General features: G+C 68.1%; 12 protein-coding genes and 1 pseudogene. 5 read left to right on the forward strand and 8 right to left on the reverse strand.

Features of this window, described 5'->3' with window-relative positions:
* Positions 1–14: 14 nt before the first annotated feature.
* The 6 genes from DBZ45_RS01670 to DBZ45_RS01695 form a co-directional block, all read right to left on the reverse strand.
* Positions 15–1,034, reverse strand: coding sequence for a LacI family DNA-binding transcriptional regulator (locus tag DBZ45_RS01670; RefSeq protein WP_111902246.1), 1,020 nt, complete (start codon positions 1,032–1,034; stop codon positions 15–17).
* A complete protein-coding gene (locus tag DBZ45_RS01675) occupies positions 1,031–1,939 on the reverse strand; it encodes an aldose 1-epimerase family protein (protein ID WP_223256868.1) in 909 nt (302 codons plus the stop codon). Before DBZ45_RS01675 ends, DBZ45_RS01670 begins: the two co-directional genes overlap by 4 nt.
* A gap of 14 nt (positions 1,940–1,953) precedes the next feature.
* The gene (araA, locus tag DBZ45_RS01680) at positions 1,954–3,474 is read right to left on the reverse strand and encodes an L-arabinose isomerase (protein ID WP_111902248.1); all 1,521 of its coding nucleotides are present in this window, start codon (positions 3,472–3,474) and stop codon (positions 1,954–1,956) included.
* 69 nt (positions 3,475–3,543) lie between these two features.
* On the reverse strand, positions 3,544–4,254 hold the full coding sequence (locus DBZ45_RS01685; RefSeq protein ID WP_111902249.1) for an L-ribulose-5-phosphate 4-epimerase: 711 nt from the start codon (positions 4,252–4,254) through the stop codon (positions 3,544–3,546).
* Positions 4,251–6,005: a ribulokinase gene (gene araB / locus DBZ45_RS01690; protein WP_111902250.1), complete on the reverse strand. Its 1,755-nt coding sequence runs from the start codon at positions 6,003–6,005 to the stop codon at positions 4,251–4,253. The genes DBZ45_RS01685 and araB overlap by 4 nt, the downstream gene beginning before the upstream one ends.
* 103 nt (positions 6,006–6,108) lie before the next feature.
* Positions 6,109–7,119: a LacI family DNA-binding transcriptional regulator gene (locus DBZ45_RS01695; RefSeq protein ID WP_111902251.1), complete on the reverse strand. Its 1,011-nt coding sequence runs from the start codon at positions 7,117–7,119 to the stop codon at positions 6,109–6,111.
* An 82-nt stretch (positions 7,120–7,201) separates the two neighbouring features.
* Between DBZ45_RS01695 and DBZ45_RS01700 the strand changes: the two genes are divergently transcribed.
* From DBZ45_RS01700 to DBZ45_RS01715, 4 genes are all read left to right on the forward strand, one after another.
* Complete coding sequence (locus DBZ45_RS01700) at positions 7,202–8,815, forward strand: FG-GAP-like repeat-containing protein (protein ID WP_111902252.1); 1,614 nt, start codon at positions 7,202–7,204, stop codon at positions 8,813–8,815.
* A gap of 312 nt (positions 8,816–9,127) precedes the next feature.
* Positions 9,128–11,350, forward strand: coding sequence for a multicopper oxidase family protein (locus DBZ45_RS01705; RefSeq protein WP_111902253.1), 2,223 nt, complete (start codon positions 9,128–9,130; stop codon positions 11,348–11,350).
* Positions 11,347–12,528 carry a hypothetical protein gene (locus tag DBZ45_RS01710; protein ID WP_111902254.1) on the forward strand — a complete coding sequence of 394 codons (1,182 nt, stop codon included), beginning with the start codon at positions 11,347–11,349 and terminating at the stop codon, positions 12,526–12,528. The genes DBZ45_RS01705 and DBZ45_RS01710 overlap by 4 nt, the downstream gene beginning before the upstream one ends.
* A 158-nt stretch (positions 12,529–12,686) precedes the next feature.
* Positions 12,687–13,976, forward strand: a complete 1,290-nt coding sequence (locus tag DBZ45_RS01715; RefSeq protein ID WP_111902255.1) for an ammonium transporter — start codon at positions 12,687–12,689, stop codon at positions 13,974–13,976.
* Here DBZ45_RS01715 and DBZ45_RS23085 read toward each other — a convergent pair.
* Both DBZ45_RS23085 and DBZ45_RS23735 read right to left on the reverse strand, forming a co-directional pair.
* The gene (locus DBZ45_RS23085) at positions 13,925–14,458 is read right to left on the reverse strand and encodes a GNAT family N-acetyltransferase (protein WP_223256874.1); all 534 of its coding nucleotides are present in this window, start codon (positions 14,456–14,458) and stop codon (positions 13,925–13,927) included. The genes DBZ45_RS01715 and DBZ45_RS23085 overlap by 52 nt on opposite strands.
* Positions 14,459–15,865: 1,407 nt before the next feature.
* Positions 15,866–16,411, reverse strand: a pseudogene (locus tag DBZ45_RS23735) (FAD/NAD(P)-binding protein); the annotation flags it as partial.
* 260 nt (positions 16,412–16,671) lie between these two features.
* Between DBZ45_RS23735 and DBZ45_RS01725 the strand changes: the two are divergent.
* Complete coding sequence (locus DBZ45_RS01725; RefSeq protein WP_190242960.1) at positions 16,672–17,727, forward strand: amino acid ABC transporter permease; 1,056 nt, start codon at positions 16,672–16,674, stop codon at positions 17,725–17,727.
* Positions 17,728–17,730: the final 3 nt, after the last annotated feature.

The following is a 17,730-nucleotide window of genomic DNA, read 5'->3' on the forward strand; positions in this document are numbered from 1 at the left end:
GGCCTCCCGCAGCGTCAGTCAGCCGGCGGCGGCGCCGTGGAGCCCCGCACCACGAGCCTGGGGTTGAGGACCGAAGCCGCTGCCGAGGGGCCGTGGGCCATGTCGGACAGCAGCATCCGGATGCAGCGCGCGCCGAGTTCCTTGAAGCCCTGGTTCACCGTGGTCAGCGGCGGAACGAAATAGGCGGCCTCCGGCTGGTCGTCGAACCCCACCACGCTGATGTCCTCCGGCACGCGCAGGCCTGCCTCGCTGAACGCGCGCAGTGCCCCCAAGGCCATCTGGTCGTTCGCGGCGAACAGGGCGGTGACGTTGCCTGCCGCCGCCAGTTCCAGTCCGGCGCGGTACCCGCTTTCGGCGCTCCAGTCCCCCTGGATCAGCACGCCCTCCGGCAGTCCGGCCTGCTCCAGCGTGCGCCGCCAGCCCTCGGTCCGGGCCGCGGCGTCAATCCAGTCTTGCGGCCCCGAAACGTGGGCGACCGCGGTGTGGCCTAGGTTCACCAGGTGCTGCACGGCGAGGGCTGCACCAACGCGCTGGTTCACGGCCGCGACCGTCAGGTGCTCATCCGCGCCGAACCCCACGGCTACCAGCGGGACGGACAGTGCGATGGTGTGCAGCGATTTCAGCATCGTCTCGTGCGGAACGATCACCACGATTCCGTCCACGGACTGCAGCAGAAAGTGTTCGAGGGCGTCGTGGATGCCGGCGGTGGTCACCTCGCTGAGGCTGGCCATGCTGACGGCATAGCCCTCGTTCCGGGCTGCCTGCTGGACCCCCAGCAGCGTGTTGGCCGGGCCGTAGTGGGCCGTGCCGGCGCCCAGGACGCCGATGGCCTGCGAACGCCGGGTGACCAGGCTGCGGGCCGCCGTGTTGCGGCGGTATCCCAGTTCGGCGATGGCGCGTTCCACGCGCCGGCGGGTCTGGGCACTGACATTCGGATGGGTGTTGAGCACCCGCGACACGGTCTGGTGGGACACGCCCGCGAGGCGCGCCACGTCCTCCATGACGGGAGGACGCGGCGTTGCCTGGGCGCTCACGTGGCGAAGATGCTCCAGGACGCCTCGTGCGTGGCGCCCGGCTCCAGCCGGATCAGGTCCACGCCGCTGTTGAAGGCATCAGGAGGGCAGGTCATGGGTTCGACGGCGAGGCCCAGCCGGTTGGGGGCCGGCGGCTGCTTGTCCGCCGTGTGGATCTGGAGCCACTGGCAGGTGCGGTCCCAGGCCATTCCGACCCCGGTCCCGCCCGGGTCCCGGACCAGCACGCGGGCCTGCCCTCCGCCGGACGTACCTTCGTCGAACGCTATGTCGGTGAAGGCGTGGTCGATCTCGGTGGCGCCGATGGCGCGCGGCGTGCGGAAGTCGAACTCATGCCCCTCCACGGAGCGCGTTTCCTTCGGCAGCAGCCGGTCCGGCGTGACTTCCAGGAACCGCCCGGCGGGGATTTCGAGGGTCCACTCATCGAGGGGCGCCGGACCCGCCACCAAATACGGGTGGGGGCAAACACCGTAGGGCGCCGCGCTACCGCCGAGGTTCCACGCCGTGACGCGGCTGTGCAGGCCGTCTTCGGCAAGCCGGTACTCGACGACAATGCGCACCTCGTGCGGGTATCCCGCTCTCGGCTGCGGCGTGCAGGACAGCGTCACCGACGACTCGTCTCGCGACTCCAGGTCCCAGTCCAGGGGGAACGCAAGCCCGTGCAGGGCGCAGCCGCGGTCGGTTTCGTTGACCGGAACCTCGTACTCGGAGCCGTCGAACGTGTACCGTCCGTCGGCGATCCTGTTAGGCCAGGGCGCCGCGACGATGCCCCGGTAGTCGGGTATGGGCCCGCCCTCCGGGAACGGAACGATGAGGTCCCGCCCCCGGTGCCGCAGCTCCCGCAGCGCACCTGCCTGTGCCGTGACAACGGCGGTGTACTCCCCTGCCCGGATTTTGAATTCGCTCACAGACCTATTTTCGGTCACAGCCTGCCGGCCAGCCGGTAGTACGCGGCGTTCCAGGCCAGCTCCTTCTTGAACTGCTTGAGGGTGGTGCCTTCGTCGATGGTGAGCAGCTCGGTCTGCGCGATCTCGGCAAAGTCCTCGAACACCTCCACGCCCACCTGGGTGGAGAGGACGGTGTGGTGCGCGGCCCCGGCCGTCAGCCACGCCGCGGCGGAGGTGGCGAAGTCGGGCTTCGGTTCCCAAAGGGCACGGGCGACCGGGAGGTTGGGCAGCGGCTCGTCGAGGTCGACGACGTCGACGGCGTTCGCCACGAGGCGGAACCGGTCGCGCATGTCGGACAGGGCGACGACGACGCCCGGGCCGGCGTCGGTGTCGAAGACCATGCGGACCGGGTCTTCCTTGCCGCCGATGCCCAGCGGGTGGATTTCGACGCGCGGCTTGACGGTGGTCAGGGAGGGGCACACCTCGAGCATGTGCGCGCCGAGGATCTTCTCCTGGCCGGGCACCAGGTGGTACGTGTAGTCCTCCATGAGCGAGGCGCCGCCGGGCAGCCCGGCGCCCATGACCTTGGCCGCGCGGATCAGGATGGCGGTCTTCCAGTCGCCCTCGGCGCCGAAGCCGTAGCCGTCGGCCATGAGTCGCTGGACGGCCATGCCCGGCAGCTGCCGCAGTTCGCCGAGGTCCTCGAAGGACGTGGTGAAGGCGGCGGAGCCGTTGGCTTCGAGGAAGCTGCGCAGTCCGAGCTCGATGCGGGCGCTGTAGCGGAGGGACTCATGGCGCGCTCCGTCGGAGCGGAGCTCCGGCGCCACGTCGTAAAGCCGCTCGTACTCAGCAACCAAAGTGTCGACGTCGGACTCCCCGGCGCCGTGCACGGCGTCGGCGAGTTCGTTGACGGACCAGGTGTTGACCGAGACGCCGAAGCGCAGCTCCGCCTCGGTCTTGTCGCCTTCGGTGACGGCGACGTTGCGCATGTTGTCCCCGAAGCGGGTTAGCTTCAGGTTCCGGACGGCGGCCCAGCCGGCAGAGGCGCGCTGCCAGACACCCACCTGGCGGGCGACCTCCGGGTTGGAGACGTGGCCCACGACGGTCTTGCGCGGCACGCCCAGCCGGGACTGGATGTAGCCGAACTCGCGGTCGCCGTGCGCGGCCTGGTTCAGGTTCATGAAGTCGAAGTCGATGTCCGCCCACGGCAGTTCCACGTTGGCCTGGGTGTGCAGGTGCAGGAGGGGCTTGCGGAGCAGGTCGAGGCCCTGGATCCACATCTTGGCCGGGGAGAACGTGTGCATCCACGCCGTCACGCCGATCACGGAATCGTCCGAGTTGGCTTCCAGCGCGGTCCGGCGGATCGCGTCCGAATCCGTCAGCACGGGCTTCCAGACGATCTTGACCGGGACGTCCGAGGATTCGTTCAGGGCGGCAGCGATCTCTTGCGACTGGGCCGCCACCTGCTTCAGGACGTCCTCGCCGTAGAGGTGCTGGCTGCCGGTGAGGAACCAGACCTCGTAGTGCTCGAGGGACGTGTTGTTGGCGCTGGGCATTGGTGTCTCCTTTTGAAAAGTCTTGAGTGTGCGGGGGCCGCGGTGCGCGTGGCCTCAGTGTGGGCCGGACTAGCGGCCGTAAACGTTCTGGTAGCGGTCGTAGAGCGACTCGATCTGGGCCGGATCGATGGCCAGCGGTTCACCGAGCTGCCGGGAGACGTGGACCGTACGGGCCACCTCCTCGCACATGACGGCGGCCTTGACTGCCGACCGGGCGTCCTTCCCGATGGTGAACGGGCCGTGGTTCTGCATGAGCACCGCCGGGGAGTTGGATCCGCGCAATGTTTCCACGATGCCGCGGCCGATCGAATCGTCGCCGATGAGCGCGAACGGGCCCACGGGGATGGGGCCGCCGAATTCATCGCCCATCATGGTCAGCACGCACGGGATCTCCTCGCCGCGCGCTGCCCAGGCCGTGGCGTAGGTCGAGTGGGTGTGCACCACGCCGCCGACGTCGGGCATGTTCCGGTAGACGTAGGCGTGCGCGGCCGTATCGGACGACGGCGTGAGGTCCGGGTTGTCCCACTGGGCCGGAACGCCGTCGGCATCGGCGCTCAGGCTGCTGACCGGTGTGCCGTAGAGGTCGGTGACCACCATGAGTTCCGGGGTCAGGTCGTCATAGGAGACGCCCGAGGGCTTAATGACCATGAGGTCGTAGCCGGGGATCCGGCCGGACACGTTCCCGGCCGTCCAGACCACCAGGTCGTACCGGGTCAGCTCGGCGTGCAGTTCGCAGACCTCGCTGCGGATACGGGCAATGGTTTCCAGCAGTGCGCTCATGCCGAAACCTCCTCAGCGGTCAGGGACTTGGCGGTCAGTGTGTCAGCGTGCAGGGACTGTGTTGCGTTGCGCTGGATGGCCTTGAGCCGGTGCATGACCTCGTTGGTTCCCCTGCCGAAGTAGTCGTGCAGAGTCCGGTACTCGCGGAACAGTTCGTCGTACGCCGCGACGTTCTCCGGGATGGGTGTGTAGACGGCGCCAGGTTCGGCACCCATCGCCTCGGAGGCGGCCCTGACATCGGCGTACTTCCCGGCGGCAACGGCCGCGTGGATGGCCGAGCCCAGGGCCGGCCCCTGCGTGGAGCCGATGGTGGAGAGCTGGAGGCCGGTCACGTCGGAGTAGATCTGCATGAGGAGCCGGTTTTTCAGCAGGCCGCCGGCCACGATGAATTCCTTCACCGGAACGCCGGAATCCCGGAAGGCGTCCACGATGGTGCGGGTGCCGAAGGCGGTGGCTTCGAGCAGCGCCCGGTAGATGTCCTCGGGACGCGTGGCCAGGGTCTGGCCGACAACTACGCCGGAGAGCTCGTGGTCCACCAGCACGGAGCGGTTGCCCGAGTGCCAGTCGAGGGCGATCAGGCCGTGCGCACCGATCGCCTGCCCGGAGGCCAGGTCCGTCAGGTATTCGTGGATGCCCTGCCCCGCCTCGGCCGCGGCCTGGTGGTATTCCGGCGGGACGCCGTACTTGGTGAACCAGCCAAAGATGTCGCCCACGCCGGACTGGCCGGCCTCGTAGCCCCAGAGCCCGTCGACGATGCCGCCGTCCACCACACCGCACATGCCCGGCACCTCATGGAGCTCGGCGCCGTTCATGACGTGGCAGGTGGAGGTGCCCATGATGGCCACGAGCTGGCCCGGCTCCACGGCCTTCGCTGCCGGGGCGGTGACGTGCGCGTCCACGTTGCCGACGGCCACGGCGATGCCCTCCGGAAGTCCGGTCCAGGCGGCGGCCTCGGCGGTCAGATAGCCCGCGGCGTCGCCCAGGCGGCCGATGGTGTGGTCCAGCTTGGCGCTGACGAAGTCCTTGAACTGCGGGTTCAGGGCGGCGAGAAAGTCATCGGACGGGTAGCGCCCGTCCTGGTAGATGCCCTTGTAGCCGGCGGTGCAGGCGTTGCGGACGTAGTTGCCGCAGAGCTGCCACACGATCCAGTCGGCGGCTTCAACCCAGTGGTCCATTTCGGCGTAGGCCTCGGGGTCCTCCTCCAGCAGCTGCAGACCCTTGGCGAACTCCCACTCGGAGGAGATCAGCCCGCCGTACCGCGGGAGCCAGGATTCGCCCAGCTCGGCGGCGAGCGCGTTGATCCGGTCGGCCTGGCCCTGAGCGGCGTGATGTCGCCAGAGCTTGACGTAGGCGTGGGGCCGGTTGGCGTACGCCGGCAGTTCGTTGAGCGGGGTGCCGTCGGCTTTGACGGGAACCATGGTGCAGGCGGTGAAGTCCGTGGCAATTCCGACGACGGCGGCCGGGTCGATCCCGGCGTCAGCGATCGCTTCGGGAACAGCGTGCCGCAACACGTCCCGGTAGTCGTTGGGCACCTGCAGCGCCCATTCCCCGGGAAGGCGGGCGCCTGTTCCCTCTGCTGCTCCCGCCACATCCGCCGGGAGCGCGCCCGTCACTACCGCGTGCGGGTAGTCGAACACGCCGCTGCCGAGTTCCTTGCCGTCCCGGACCCGCACAACCACGGCCCGGCCGGACAGGGTGCCATAGTCCACCCCGATGACATAGTTTTCGCTGCCGTCTGCTGTGACGTCCATGAATCCTCCAGATAAAGGCCCGATGCTTTCCGGACTGAAACTATTGTGAGCGCTAACAACTTAGTCCGTCAAGTACCCTCCTTGATTTCGGGAGGGCTCCGGATCAGGCGGGGGCGGAGGTACTCCCGCGGACCACGAGTTCAGGCTCCACCACGGTGGTGCTGACCGTGTCCCCCTTCTCGATGGCGCTCAGCATCAGATCCATGCAGCGCCGGCCGAGCTCCTCGAAGTCCTGCCGCACGGTGGTGAGGGGCGGCGTGAAATAGCCCGACTCCGGCTGGTCGTCGAAGCCCACCACCGAGACGTCCTCGGGCACGCGGACGCCCGCCTCGCTGAAGGCGCGAAGCAAGCCCAGGGACATCTGGTCATTGCCCACGAACAGCGCCGTCGCGGTCCGCTCCGCAGCCAGCTTCCGCCCGATCTCGTAGCCGCTGCCGGCGCTCCAGTCGCCCTCGACCACAAGGTTGTCATCCAGTCCTGCCGCGCGCAGGGCCGCGCTCCAGCCCTCCGCGCGCGCCACGGCGTCGATCCAGTCCTGCGGGCCGGCGATGTGGCCGATCCGGCGGTGGCCCTGCTCAATCAAATGCCCGACGGCGAGCTCGGCGCCCCGCTTCTGGTCCACCATGGCGCCGCTCACCGACTCGCTGCCCAGCGATCCCACGGCCACCACGGGCACCCCGGGTTTCAGTTCCTCAAGGGCAAGGAGCGTCTCGGAATGCGGCACGATCACCACGATGCCGTCCACCGACTGGTCCAGGAAGTGCCGGATGGCATCGAAGATCGCCTCGCGGCTCACCGCTCGCAGGGCCGCGATGCTGACGAAGTAGCCGGCATCGCGCGCGGCGTGCTCAACGCCCAGCAAGGTGTTGGCCGGACCGTACTGGGACAGCTCGCTGCCGAGCACTCCAATAGTCTGCGACTTCCGGGTCACCAGGCTCCGCGCCGCGGTGTTGCGCCGGTAACCCAGCTCGGCAATGGCCGCCTCGACGCGCTCACGCGTGGCCTTGCTGACGTTGGGGTGGTTGTTGATCACCCGGGACACGGTCTGGTGCGAGACTCCCGCGCGCTCCGCCACATCCTCAAGCCGGGGCATCCGGGCACTGGTTTTTGCCATGGGGTAATTGTGCGCGACCTGAGCCGGAAGCACGAATAGACGCGGCGGGACGTAAAATGGTGGGAGCAAAGGAGCGCTGGCGATGGACGGAAAAGTTCATCATTCTGGGGCCGGATCTTCCGCACGGCACATGCTGACGGGCCTCCTGCTCCTGCTCGCTTTCCTCCTTGGATACCTGCCCGGCGCCGCTCCCGCGCGCGCCGTTTCACTTAACGGCCATGACATCTCCTGGCCCCAGTGCACGACGGCGGTAGGCGGCTTTGGCCTGCCCCTCCCGCCGGCGTCGTCCCGGTTCGTGGTGATCGGCCTGACGAAGGGACTGCCGTTCACGGAGAACCCGTGCCTGGCCAGCCAGGTCGCCTGGGCGTCCAGCAACCGGAAGCCCGCCCAGGCCTACACCATGTCCGCCTTCCCCACGGCCGCCCAGCTCACCACCTACCGGGCACAGGGACCGTGGTCGGCGGCCACCCGGGCAGGGCAGCTTTCCAACGTCGGCTACGCGGAAGCGCGGTTCGCGGTTGCAAGCCTGGCGCGCGTCCGGTTCGCGCCGCGCGTGGTGTGGATCGACGTCGAACCCCGCCCGGCCCAGCCTTGGCCCACCGCGAGCCCGGCGCAGCAGCGCGATAACCGGTACATCATCGAGGGCCTCATGCGCGGGCTGCGGGATTCCGGCTATTCCTATGGCCTGTACTCGTTCGCTTCGGGCTGGGCCAGCATCACCGGCTCCTGGCGGCTCTCCGGCGTTCCGGTGTGGGCCACCGCCGGCCGGCTCGATTTCCCCGCCGAAGCCTTGAATCTTTGCCGCTCACCCAGCTTCTCCGGCGGCCACGTGTACCTCTCGCAATGGTACGACGACGTCCGGGACTACGACCTGACCTGCGACCCCTATGCCTTCACTCCCCTGCCGGTTCCTGCCTCCACCCTGTCCCGCTCGACGGCCGACTTCAACGGCGACTGGAACACGGACATCCTGGCCCGGGTCACGGCGACGGCCGAACTGCGGCTGTACCGCGGGAACGGCCACGGCACTCCGCTCCCCGGCGTGCGGATCGGTAACGGCTGGCGGGGCTATAGCCTCCTTGAGACGCCAGGCGACTTCAACGGCGACGGCCCGCTGGACGTCCTCGCCCGGGAGGACGCCACCGGCATCCTCTGGCTGTACCGCGGCAACGGCACCGGCGGGTTCCTTCCCCGGACCAGGATCGGCGCCGGCTGGAACGCCATCAGCGCCATCATCGGTCCGGGTGATTTCAACGGTGACAAGCGCGTGGACGTCCTTGCCCGGGAGTCTGCCACCGGCTTCCTCTGGCTGTACCGCGGCAACGGCACCGGCGGGTTCCTGCCGCGGATCCGCGTGGGCTCGGGCTGGAACGCCTTCAACGCCCTGGTGGGCCCGGGCGATATGAACGGCGACGGCCACGTCGACGTCCTGGCCCGCGAGCGAGCCACCGGCGTCCTGTGGCTCTACCGCGGCAGCGGCACGGGCGGCTGGCTCCCCCGCATCCGGGTGGGGGCCGGCTGGAACGTCATGACCGCCGTCGTAAGTCCCGGAGACTTCAACGGCGACCGCAACCCGGACGTCCTGGCGCGCGACGCCGCCGGCGTCCTGTGGCTCTACCCCGGGCTCGGCACTGGTCAGTTCGCCTCCCGGGTGCGCATCAGCGCCGGGTGGAACGGGCTCGCCCCGCTGTTCTAGCGCGGGCTTCTGGTTCATCGTTTCACCAGCGCCCCCGCTTTTCCGGCCCGTTCCCTTCGTTTACTCGGCCGTAGCCTTGGAACGGCCACCCCCTTATACCCGTCTCATTGAGGGGGTATGCACCGCATTCGTCCAATGTTTTCCCAAGCCCCGGCCCGCACAGTAGTTGCGCGGGGCAACGACAAGCGCAGCCGTCTTCCGCAAGGCCAGGATTTTCCGGTGATGAAACCGCCGGAAAGGCTCCTGAGACAGCTCGAACATACCGGGGCCGGCAGGCCATTCTTTTTTGCCCCGTTAAGGAGGCGCGTACCCATGTCCGAAGAATCCGCAACCACCAACGAAGTGCCGACAAACACAGTGTCCCGCCGCAATATCCTGCGGCTGAGTGCGGCCGGAGGTGCCGGCGCGGCCCTCGTCGCCGCGCAGGGCTGGGCAGGCCCCCTGCTCGCACAGAAAGGACTCCTTTCGCCCGACGGCGCCTTCGCCGCTTCATCCACCGCCCTCGGGGATCTGCTGTTCTACATTGAGGCCTTCCCTACCAGCCCACTGATCCTTGAGCCGTTCAAGGATCAGCTGCCCGTTCCCAAGGCTTTGGCCCCCACGCCGGCCGTGGGCGACGGCTCCATCAAGGGTTACACCGAGTGGAACGACCCGCCCGGCCCCGGCCAGGGCCAGCAGAGTTCCTTCAAGAATGAGCGGCACCAGATCTGGCCAAACACGATCGGTTCTCCCGATCCCCTGGTGTACAAGATCGACCTGCTCCTGCGACAGCACGCGTTCACCACATCGCAGGTCCTGCCCATCGATGCGAACGGCCGGCCAACAATATCCTTCGACGAGAAGCAGAAGACGTACCCGGCCGGGACCAAGCGCACGCTGCCGCTGAGCACCATCTATGGATTTAACGGGACCTTTCCCGGCCCGATGATCAACGCTGAATACGGCAAGCCCGCGCTGGTCCGGTTCGAGAACCACCTGGACGAGAACCCGCTGAACCTGGACCGGCAGGACTTCGGTTCGCCGGACTGGTCCTTCCTGACCCACCTGCACAACGGCCATACAGCGCCGGAGAGCGACGGCAACCCGCACTACACCATGGTGAGCGGCCCGAAGTACGAGGGCTACATGCCGCAGACCTTTTGCGACAACCTCTACCTGAACTGGCCGGCGGGCAACGACGACCGCGAAAAGCAGAGCTTCTTTTGGTTCCACGACCACCGGATGGACCACACCGGCTCCAACGTCTACAAGGGAATGGTGGGCCTCTACCCCATCTATGACCCGAAAGGCGGCATGGACATGGGCGATGAGCGCCGGGGCCTGCGACTCCCCGGCGTCCGCAAGGACAACCCGGACGGGTCCTTTGACGTCGACTACGACATTCCGCTGGCCTTCTACGACTGCCGACTGGATGACGGCGTCACCATGCACAAGGACATCCACGACGTGCAGAAGGAGTTCCCGGCCGCCAAGAACCCGGCCAAGCACCCCGAATGGTGGGGCAAGACGTTCTACAAGCACTTCCCCAACCACGGCTTCGTGGGCGACATCTTCACCGTGAACGGAACGGCCAACCCCGTCATGGAGGTGAAACGGCGCAAGTACCGCTTCCGCTTTCTCGACGCGTCCATAGCCCGCATCTACGAGTTCAAGCTCATGAGCTCCACCAAGGGCCCCAAGTCAGCCGCATCCCTGGGCTACAAGGGCGACGAACTTGAGGGCCAGTACCGGATCCCGGACGCCCAGCAGTGCATGCAGTTCACGCAGATCGCGTCCGACGGCGGACTGCTGCCGTTCCCGATCAAACGCGACTCCTTTGAGCTGTGGCCGGCCAAGCGACGCGAAGTGGTGGTGGACTTCAGCCGGTACCAGGACGGTACGCCCACCACCAAGGGCGACGTCATCTACCTCACCAATGTCATGAAGATGCCCAACGGCCGGATGTGGAGCAACTCGTCCCGGTTCTCGCCGGACCCGAACTACAAGGTGCCGATGATCAAAATCGTGATCGGCGACGATGCTCCCGACGACAGCCAGATCCCCGTGAAGATGCGCGACCTGCCGCCGCTGCCCAGCAACTGGCAGACCATGCTGGACAACCGGCTGATCTTCGAAGTGGAGCGCGGCGCCGGCGGCGGCGAAACGGAATGGCTCATCAACGGCAAGCCTTTTACCCCGAACACCGTGGCGACGAGCCTGAAGAACCGCGCCGGACGTTCGCCGTTGGCCCAGCAAAAGAAGGGCAGCTACAACCTCTGGGAGATCCGCAACGGCGGCGGTGGCTGGGTCCATCCGTTCCACCTGCACATGGAGGAACACCGGACAGTCATGCGGAACAACAGGGACGTGACCCGCGGCGGCGACAAGGGCCATCCCGATGACGTGTCACGCGAGGATCTGGTGGCCCTGGATCCCGGCGAGTCGGTGATCATCTACCGCGGGTTCAGGGACTTTGTGGGACCGTACGTGGCGCACTGCCACAACCTGGCGCATGAGGACCATGCCATGATGTTCGGCTGGGAGATTACGCCATGACAGCGGCACCCGCGGGCACCGCCCACTGGAGCAGCAGCGGGACCGGCGCTTCGGCGCCGGCCCGCCCCGCGGTCCCGTGGCTTACGGTCATCCCGCTGGCGGCGATGATGGCCTACGCCGACGGGTTCTGGATCGTGTCGCTGCGGGGCGCCGTGGGCGCTATCGAGCGCACCCAGGAGCCCTTTGCGAGCTGGCTTCGGGAGTCAACCGTGCTGCTGCCGGCGTTTGTCCTGGCGGTCATCGCCGCCGTGACGCTGGCGCTGCGCTGGTTCGGGCCGGTACTGGCCGGCAAGAAAGCCTTCCTGACGACCGCCCTGCTGGTTGCCGCCGCCGGCACAGTGGCCGGGACCGTCATACTGGCCGCCAGTGAAGCGTGGGACTACGCCCTGCAGCACGACCTCATGGGCTCCCTCCACCACGCGTCCTCCGTCCAGTCCGTGGAACAGCTGGACCAGGCATCCTTGGGGCTGCAGCTGGCCGCCTTTGGCTATGGCGTCGGCCTGCTCCTGCTCACCAACCTCGTGGTGACCGGGTGGACGGTGGCGATCCGGGGCGGGCGGCTGGACGTCAGCCGGCGGCAGAAGGGGCGGCGGAAGGATGTTCTGCGCCCCGGTTGGACAAGCGGCTGGGTCCGCGGCCGGACGGGCGCCACGGACCTCAGGCAGACGATCGCAGCGGTTGCCCTGTTCGGTTGCGCCGCCATCCATCTGGCGGTCATACCGGACCACGTCAATCACTGGGTGGTGGCCAGCGTCTTCTTCCTTGCCCTGGCGCTGGCGGAGGTGGCCGGCGGCGTCCTGCTGCTGGGCCGGCCGGGCCTGAACGTCCTCGTTGCCGTCGGGGTTACCTCCGTGGTGCCGCTGGTTTTGTGGGTGTGGTCGCGCACGTCGGGGCTCCCCTTCGGCCCCAACTCCAATGTGGCCGAGCCTGCCGGCCTCGCGGATGTGGCCGCCTGCCTCCTCGAGCTGGGCACTCTGGTGACCGCCGTCGTCCTGCTCCGCGCCAGGCGCGGGGGAACCGGCGGGACGGAGAGGCATACGGCGGCGTCGGCCCACCTCCGTGCACTGGCTGTGGTGGGGGTGATGGCCCTTGGATCTTTGGGCGTGGCCGGAGCAGTTCCCGGCTGGCTGGGCGACCTGGATACCTCAGGGAACAGCAACCACAGCGCCACGCATTAGGGGCCCGCCGCCGTCGTCGTGGTGCCAGTCAACGGTGGTGACAAGCAATTTACTTACCTGAAACCCACCACGGATGGCGGAGTTCTATGTTGTGGGGACAACGGCATTCGTCCGGTCTCAGCAATATGCCACACACCGATTTCCTGAGTGGAGTACCCATGAACGCTGGAGATGTTGCCTGGATCCTCGCAAGTTCTGCACTGGTGTGCATGATGATTCCCGCCCTGGCCCTCTTCTACGGAGGCATGGTGGGGTCGCGCCGGATCCTGAACATGATGATGATGTGCTTCGGCGGGGCCAGCCTGGTGGCCGTGCTGTGGGCGCTGTTCGGATACTCGATGGCCTTTGGCAATTCCGTGAACGGCCTGGGCCTGATCGGGGACGTCACGCAGTACGCAGGCCTCGAGCCGGTGCTGACGGACAACCCTGACGCCGCCCTGCCGGCAGCGCTTTTCACGGCCTTCCAGTTGTTTTTCGCCTGCGTCACCACCGCGCTGGTTGCCGGCGCGGCCGCAGGGCGGATGAAGTTTGGTGCCTGGATGGTGTTCGCCGGTGTGTGGGCCACGCTGGTCTACTTCCCCATCGCGCACTGGGTCTTCGCATTCAACTCCGCGGACGGCTCGGTGACGGGCGGCTGGATCGCCAACGGCATCAAGGCCATCGACTTCGCCGGCGGAACGGCCGTGCACATGAACGCCGGTGCCGCCGCCCTCGCCCTGGCACTGGTCCTGGGCCGCAGCTCCGGCTGGCCCAAGATGGAGCATTCGAAGCCCCACAGCCGCCCCCTGGTGCTGGTGGGCGCGGGCCTGCTCTGGGTGGGCTGGTTCGGGTTCAATGCCGGATCCGCGCTGACCGCCGGGCACTCGGCGTCGGTCGTCTTCCTCAACACGGCCGTGGCAGCGGCGGCGGGCCTGCTCGCCTGGGCGCTGGTGGAGCGCATGCGGCACGGCGCCACCACCAGCATGGGTGCCGCCTCGGGCCTGGTTTCCGCCCTCGTGGCCATCACCCCCGCCTGCGGTGCTGTCAGCCCGCTCGGCGCGGTGGCCATCGGCGCGATCGCCGGCGCCGTCTGCTCGCTGGCGATCGAATGGAAGTTCCGCCTCGGCTTCGATGACTCACTGGACGTGGTGGGCGTGCACCTTGTGGGCGGCATCATCGGCACGCTGCTGATTGGCATCTTCGCCACTGACAGCGCGCCCAATGGAGTCAGCGGACTGCTGTACGGCGGCGGGCTGCAGCAGCTGGGCATCCAGACGCTCGCCACCGTTGCCGTGCTGGCCTACTCGTTCGGCCTGACCTGGGTGATCGCCAAGGTGGTGGACGTGGCCATGGGCCTGCGCATCCACGAACAAGACGAACTCCGCGGCATCGACCTCGCCGCGCACTCCGAGTTCGCCTACCTGACAGACGAAGACCCCGTGAACCTGGGCTCCTCGCCCAGGACCTGAGCCGGGTCGCCTCCAGGGAGAAAAGGTCCGCACAGGTCCTTCGTGAACGCCAGCGGCCCAATGGTCTCGGGGTCGGCGGCGAGGTCGAACTGCGCCGTGTACCCGGTGTTCAGGTACAGGTGCCTGGCCTCCGGCTGGCGCGGGCCCGTGGTGAGGTAGACGCTGCGGTACCCGCGCCCGGCCGCCAGCCGCTCCAGTTCCGTCAGGACCCGCCGGGCCAGGCCGCGACGGCGGTGGGCCGAGTGTGTCCAGATCCGCTTGAACTCGGCGGTTTCCGCGTCGTAGCGGCGGAAGGCTCCGCCGGCCACGGACTGGCCGTTCTCCTGGAGGATCAGCAGCGCGCCGCCCGGCGCCTCGAATTCCTCGGCCGGGTATCTGTTCAGTTCCTCCGCGGCGGCGCCCCGGCCGAACAGGTCGCCGTAGCGGGAGTCGTACTCCGCGGCGAGCTCGTCCAGAAGGGGCCGGACCCGGGGATCGTGCATGGGCAGTTCGAGGACGGTGAGCGGAGAGCGTGACACTGCAGTGAGGATCCTTCGCGCCAGGGCGTCGTTCTCCCGGAACGGCGCCGCGTTGGTACCGGGCCGGGCAAACGCGCCCGCACCCCAGCCGGAGGTCCCGGGGCCGATTCCGAACAGACGGCTCCGGGTATCGCCGTCGCGGCCCACGATCTCGTGGCCAGGGGTGACCAGGAGCCGGCCAGTGGAATGCGCGCCGTCGGCGGTGAGCAGGTGCTGCTCAGCACCCAGGCCCTGGCCGTGCAGCGAACGGAGCAGCGGGTTGGCGGAGCGGGCCACGGCGGGACCGGGAAGCCTGGCCTCGATGAAGGCCTTCGCCCGGACGCTCACCGGTGACTGCGCGGACGTCGCCACGAACTCGCCGGAGGCGTCGTCCGCGGCGACGGCAAGGCCCGGTCCCAGGAACTGCAGCAGTCCGGCACGGTGGACGGCCAGCATTTCGCGCAGCCGCTGCGGCGGCGGGCCGGAATCCACAAAGCTGAAGAACCCGTGCCACCAGCCGTGCACGTCCTCCTGCGAGCGCGCGCTCAGCCGCTCGGGCGGGACGATCCTGCCCAACTCCATGTACACCTTCAGCAGGGCCATGAACAGCGCCAGCGTTTCCGGGTGGTCGGGTCCCGTCCTAAGTTCGAGGTCATGCTCGATGTGGGCGGCCACCGCCGCCTGGACATCATCGTGGCCGGCAAAGAGCCGCCCGCCGAACGGCTTGTCCAGCCGTTCGAGGTCCAGGTGCAGGTCTGCGTCCGGCACGGCCGCGGCGACGAGTTCGTGGCGCGCGCTGCTGTACCAGTCCAGCGCGGCAAACCGCTCCGCAAACCCGTCCCAGCCCAGCGCCACCCGCTCCGGGCTGCCCGTGAACAGCTCGCGGTAGTAGCCGTAGCCGGCGTCCTTCGCTATCAGGGGCCAGAGGTGGGTGCGGAAGTCCAGTTCGGCGTGCGCCGCCAGGAGCGCGCCCACGGCATCGGCGGTGAAGAACCTCGGCGCCGCCGCCGGTTCACCGCGCAGGGCCACGGAGATCTTGGAGTGGAACGGCACACCGCGCCGCGACCCGGCCCACAGCCTTGGCTCGGCTCCGGACGGAAGGTAGCGCAGCCCGCCGTCGGGCGTCTCCTCGAAACGGCCGCCGCGGCCCTCGGTGAGCAGCACCAGCAGATCCACGAAGGCCAGGCCCATGCCGGAGACAATGATGTCCTGGCCGGGGGCGATCGCGGAATAGTCGACGTCGGTGGTGTAGCTGGGTGCCGCATGGAACCCGCCGTTCCTGGCAGCGAATGCGGACCAGCCGGCGGAGCGGGCATCCGGCTCGGCGTCGGTGTGCCCCACCGCGGTAACCACGGCGTCGGCGTGCAGCGTGCCGCCGCCGGCCAGCCGCACGCTGTACCCGCCGTCGTCGGGCTGCTGTTCGCCGCGCTCACCCTTCCGCGGTTCGCCCAGCGGTTCGATGCCGACGGCGGTGTCGCGGTGGACGGTGACCCGGACGTCGCTGCCGAGGGCGCGGACGGCGCGGCGGAAGAACCACTCAAGGTACTTGCTCTGCAGCTGGCGGGTGGCAAAGGAACCGTCCTTCAGGGAGCGCAGCTGTTCCTGCAGGTGCGGCGGCAGGGCCGGTGCGTCGGTGATGGAACCGTCCAGGATCCCGGCTGCCCAGGCAGCGAGCCCCGGCCCGTCGATGGCCGGCCCGTCGCAGACCACCGAGGAGTCGGTGAACATGGTGACGTCCGCCGCCGCGGAATTCATCATGAGGCCGGGCTCCTGGTCATAGCGCCAGATCCTGCCGGAACCGGGTTCATGCGGCTCCACGACGTGGATCTGCAGTGGCCCGACGGCCAGCCCGGGCCGGTTGGCGGCCAGCCGCTCGAGGATGCCGGCCGTGCGCGGGCCACCGCCAATGAAAACCACGGATGGGTGCTGCGCTGGCATCGGAAACTCCTGGTGAGAAAGGGCCACGTGAAAACGGATTGGGCCCTCAATCTAGGGTCTGGACAAACCGCCGGTCGAGGGCCCTGTCACGGCCGTTCACCCCGCGTAACGCCGCGTAAATTCACGCAAGAATTCGACTCATGACGCCCCGCTAAGCCACGTGAACGATTGCAACGGACCGCTTTGCCGGACCTGCCGGGCGCGCCTAGATTTGCAGCCAACTACCCCCGAAGCACCAGCCGGAAGAAGCGAGATGGCGCATGAGTTCAGCAGCAACCAGGACGGCCCAGTCCGCCACTGAGACACCGTCTCCCACTGAGGCGCAGGCCCCGGAGACCCAGGCCCCGGCTGTGCCCGCCGGCCCCGCGGACCTTCGTGCCGCCGTCGACTACGCCGACTACCGCCTGGTTCCTGCACGCCGTCCGTGGCGCTGGGTGGGCACGGTGCTGGTGGCGCTCGGAGTAGCGGCGGTGGCGTGGTCCCTGGCCACGAACCCGCGCTGGGAGTGGGGCGTGGTGGCCCAGTGGTTCACCGCCAAGTCCGTGGTGAACGGCCTGGTGGAAACCCTCAAGCTCACGGCCATCTCCGGAGTGCTCGGCTTCGTCCTGGGCTTCATCCTCGCCCTCATGCGGCTTTCCGCTTCACCGCTGCTGGTCTCCGTGTCCTGGACGTTCTCGTGGATCTTCCGCTCCACGCCACTGCTGGTCCAGATGCTCCTCTGGTACAACCTGGGCTACCTCTACGAGAAGATCAGCCTGGGCATTCCGTTCACGGACATCCGCTTCTTCGAGGCGCAGACCACCACCCTGATCAGCCAGTTCGCTGCCGCCGTGCTCGGCCTGACACTGAACCAGGCCGCCTACTCGGCCGAGATCATCCGCGGCGGCATCCTGTCCGTGGACCAGGGCCAGCTCGAGGCAGCAGCCGCGTTGGGTATTCCCGCCTGGCGCAGGTCCACCCGGATAGTGCTGCCCCAGGCCATGCGTGCCATCCTGCCCACGGCCTTCAACGAGATCATCGGCCTGGTGAAGGGCACCTCCATCGTATACGTCCTGGCCTACTCGGAGCTCTTCTACACGGTCCAGGTGATTTACAACCGCACGCAGCAGGTCCTGCCGCTGCTGCTCGTGGCCACGCTCTGGTACGTGGTGATCACCTCCGTGCTCAGCGTGTTCCAGTACTACATCGAACGCCACTACTCCAAGGGAGCGCTGCGCACCCTGCCCCTCACACCGCTGCAGAAGGCCCGGAAGTTCTTCGCCACCCACGCCCCGGCCAGCACCACCGGACCCGCCAGCACCACCGGAAGGAAATGATTC

Origin of the sequence: Arthrobacter globiformis (assembly GCF_003261175.1) — a bacterium.
GTDB classification, from domain to species: Bacteria; Actinomycetota; Actinomycetes; order Actinomycetales; family Micrococcaceae; genus Arthrobacter; species Arthrobacter globiformis_A.

What these genes read in the sequence shown, in the direction of transcription:
- DBZ45_RS01685 (WP_111902249.1), bottom strand. Translation starts at nt 4,254, where the DNA reads ATGAGCGCACTGCTGGAAACCATTGCCCGTATCCGCAGCGAGGTCTGC.
- araB (WP_111902250.1), bottom strand. Translation starts at nt 6,005, where the DNA reads ATGGACGTCACAGCAGACGGCAGCGAAAACTATGTCATCGGGGTGGAC.
- DBZ45_RS01705 (WP_111902253.1), top strand. Translation starts at nt 9,128, where the DNA reads ATGTCCGAAGAATCCGCAACCACCAACGAAGTGCCGACAAACACAGTG.
- araA (WP_111902248.1), bottom strand. Translation starts at nt 3,474, where the DNA reads ATGCCCAGCGCCAACAACACGTCCCTCGAGCACTACGAGGTCTGGTTC.
- DBZ45_RS23085 (WP_223256874.1), bottom strand. Translation starts at nt 14,458, where the DNA reads ATGCACGATCCCCGGGTCCGGCCCCTTCTGGACGAGCTCGCCGCGGAG.
- DBZ45_RS01725 (WP_190242960.1), top strand. Translation starts at nt 16,672, where the DNA reads ATGAGTTCAGCAGCAACCAGGACGGCCCAGTCCGCCACTGAGACACCG.
- DBZ45_RS01715 (WP_111902255.1), top strand. Translation starts at nt 12,687, where the DNA reads ATGAACGCTGGAGATGTTGCCTGGATCCTCGCAAGTTCTGCACTGGTG.
- DBZ45_RS01695 (WP_111902251.1), bottom strand. Translation starts at nt 7,119, where the DNA reads ATGGCAAAAACCAGTGCCCGGATGCCCCGGCTTGAGGATGTGGCGGAG.
- DBZ45_RS01710 (WP_111902254.1), top strand. Translation starts at nt 11,347, where the DNA reads ATGACAGCGGCACCCGCGGGCACCGCCCACTGGAGCAGCAGCGGGACC.
- DBZ45_RS01700 (WP_111902252.1), top strand. Translation starts at nt 7,202, where the DNA reads ATGGACGGAAAAGTTCATCATTCTGGGGCCGGATCTTCCGCACGGCAC.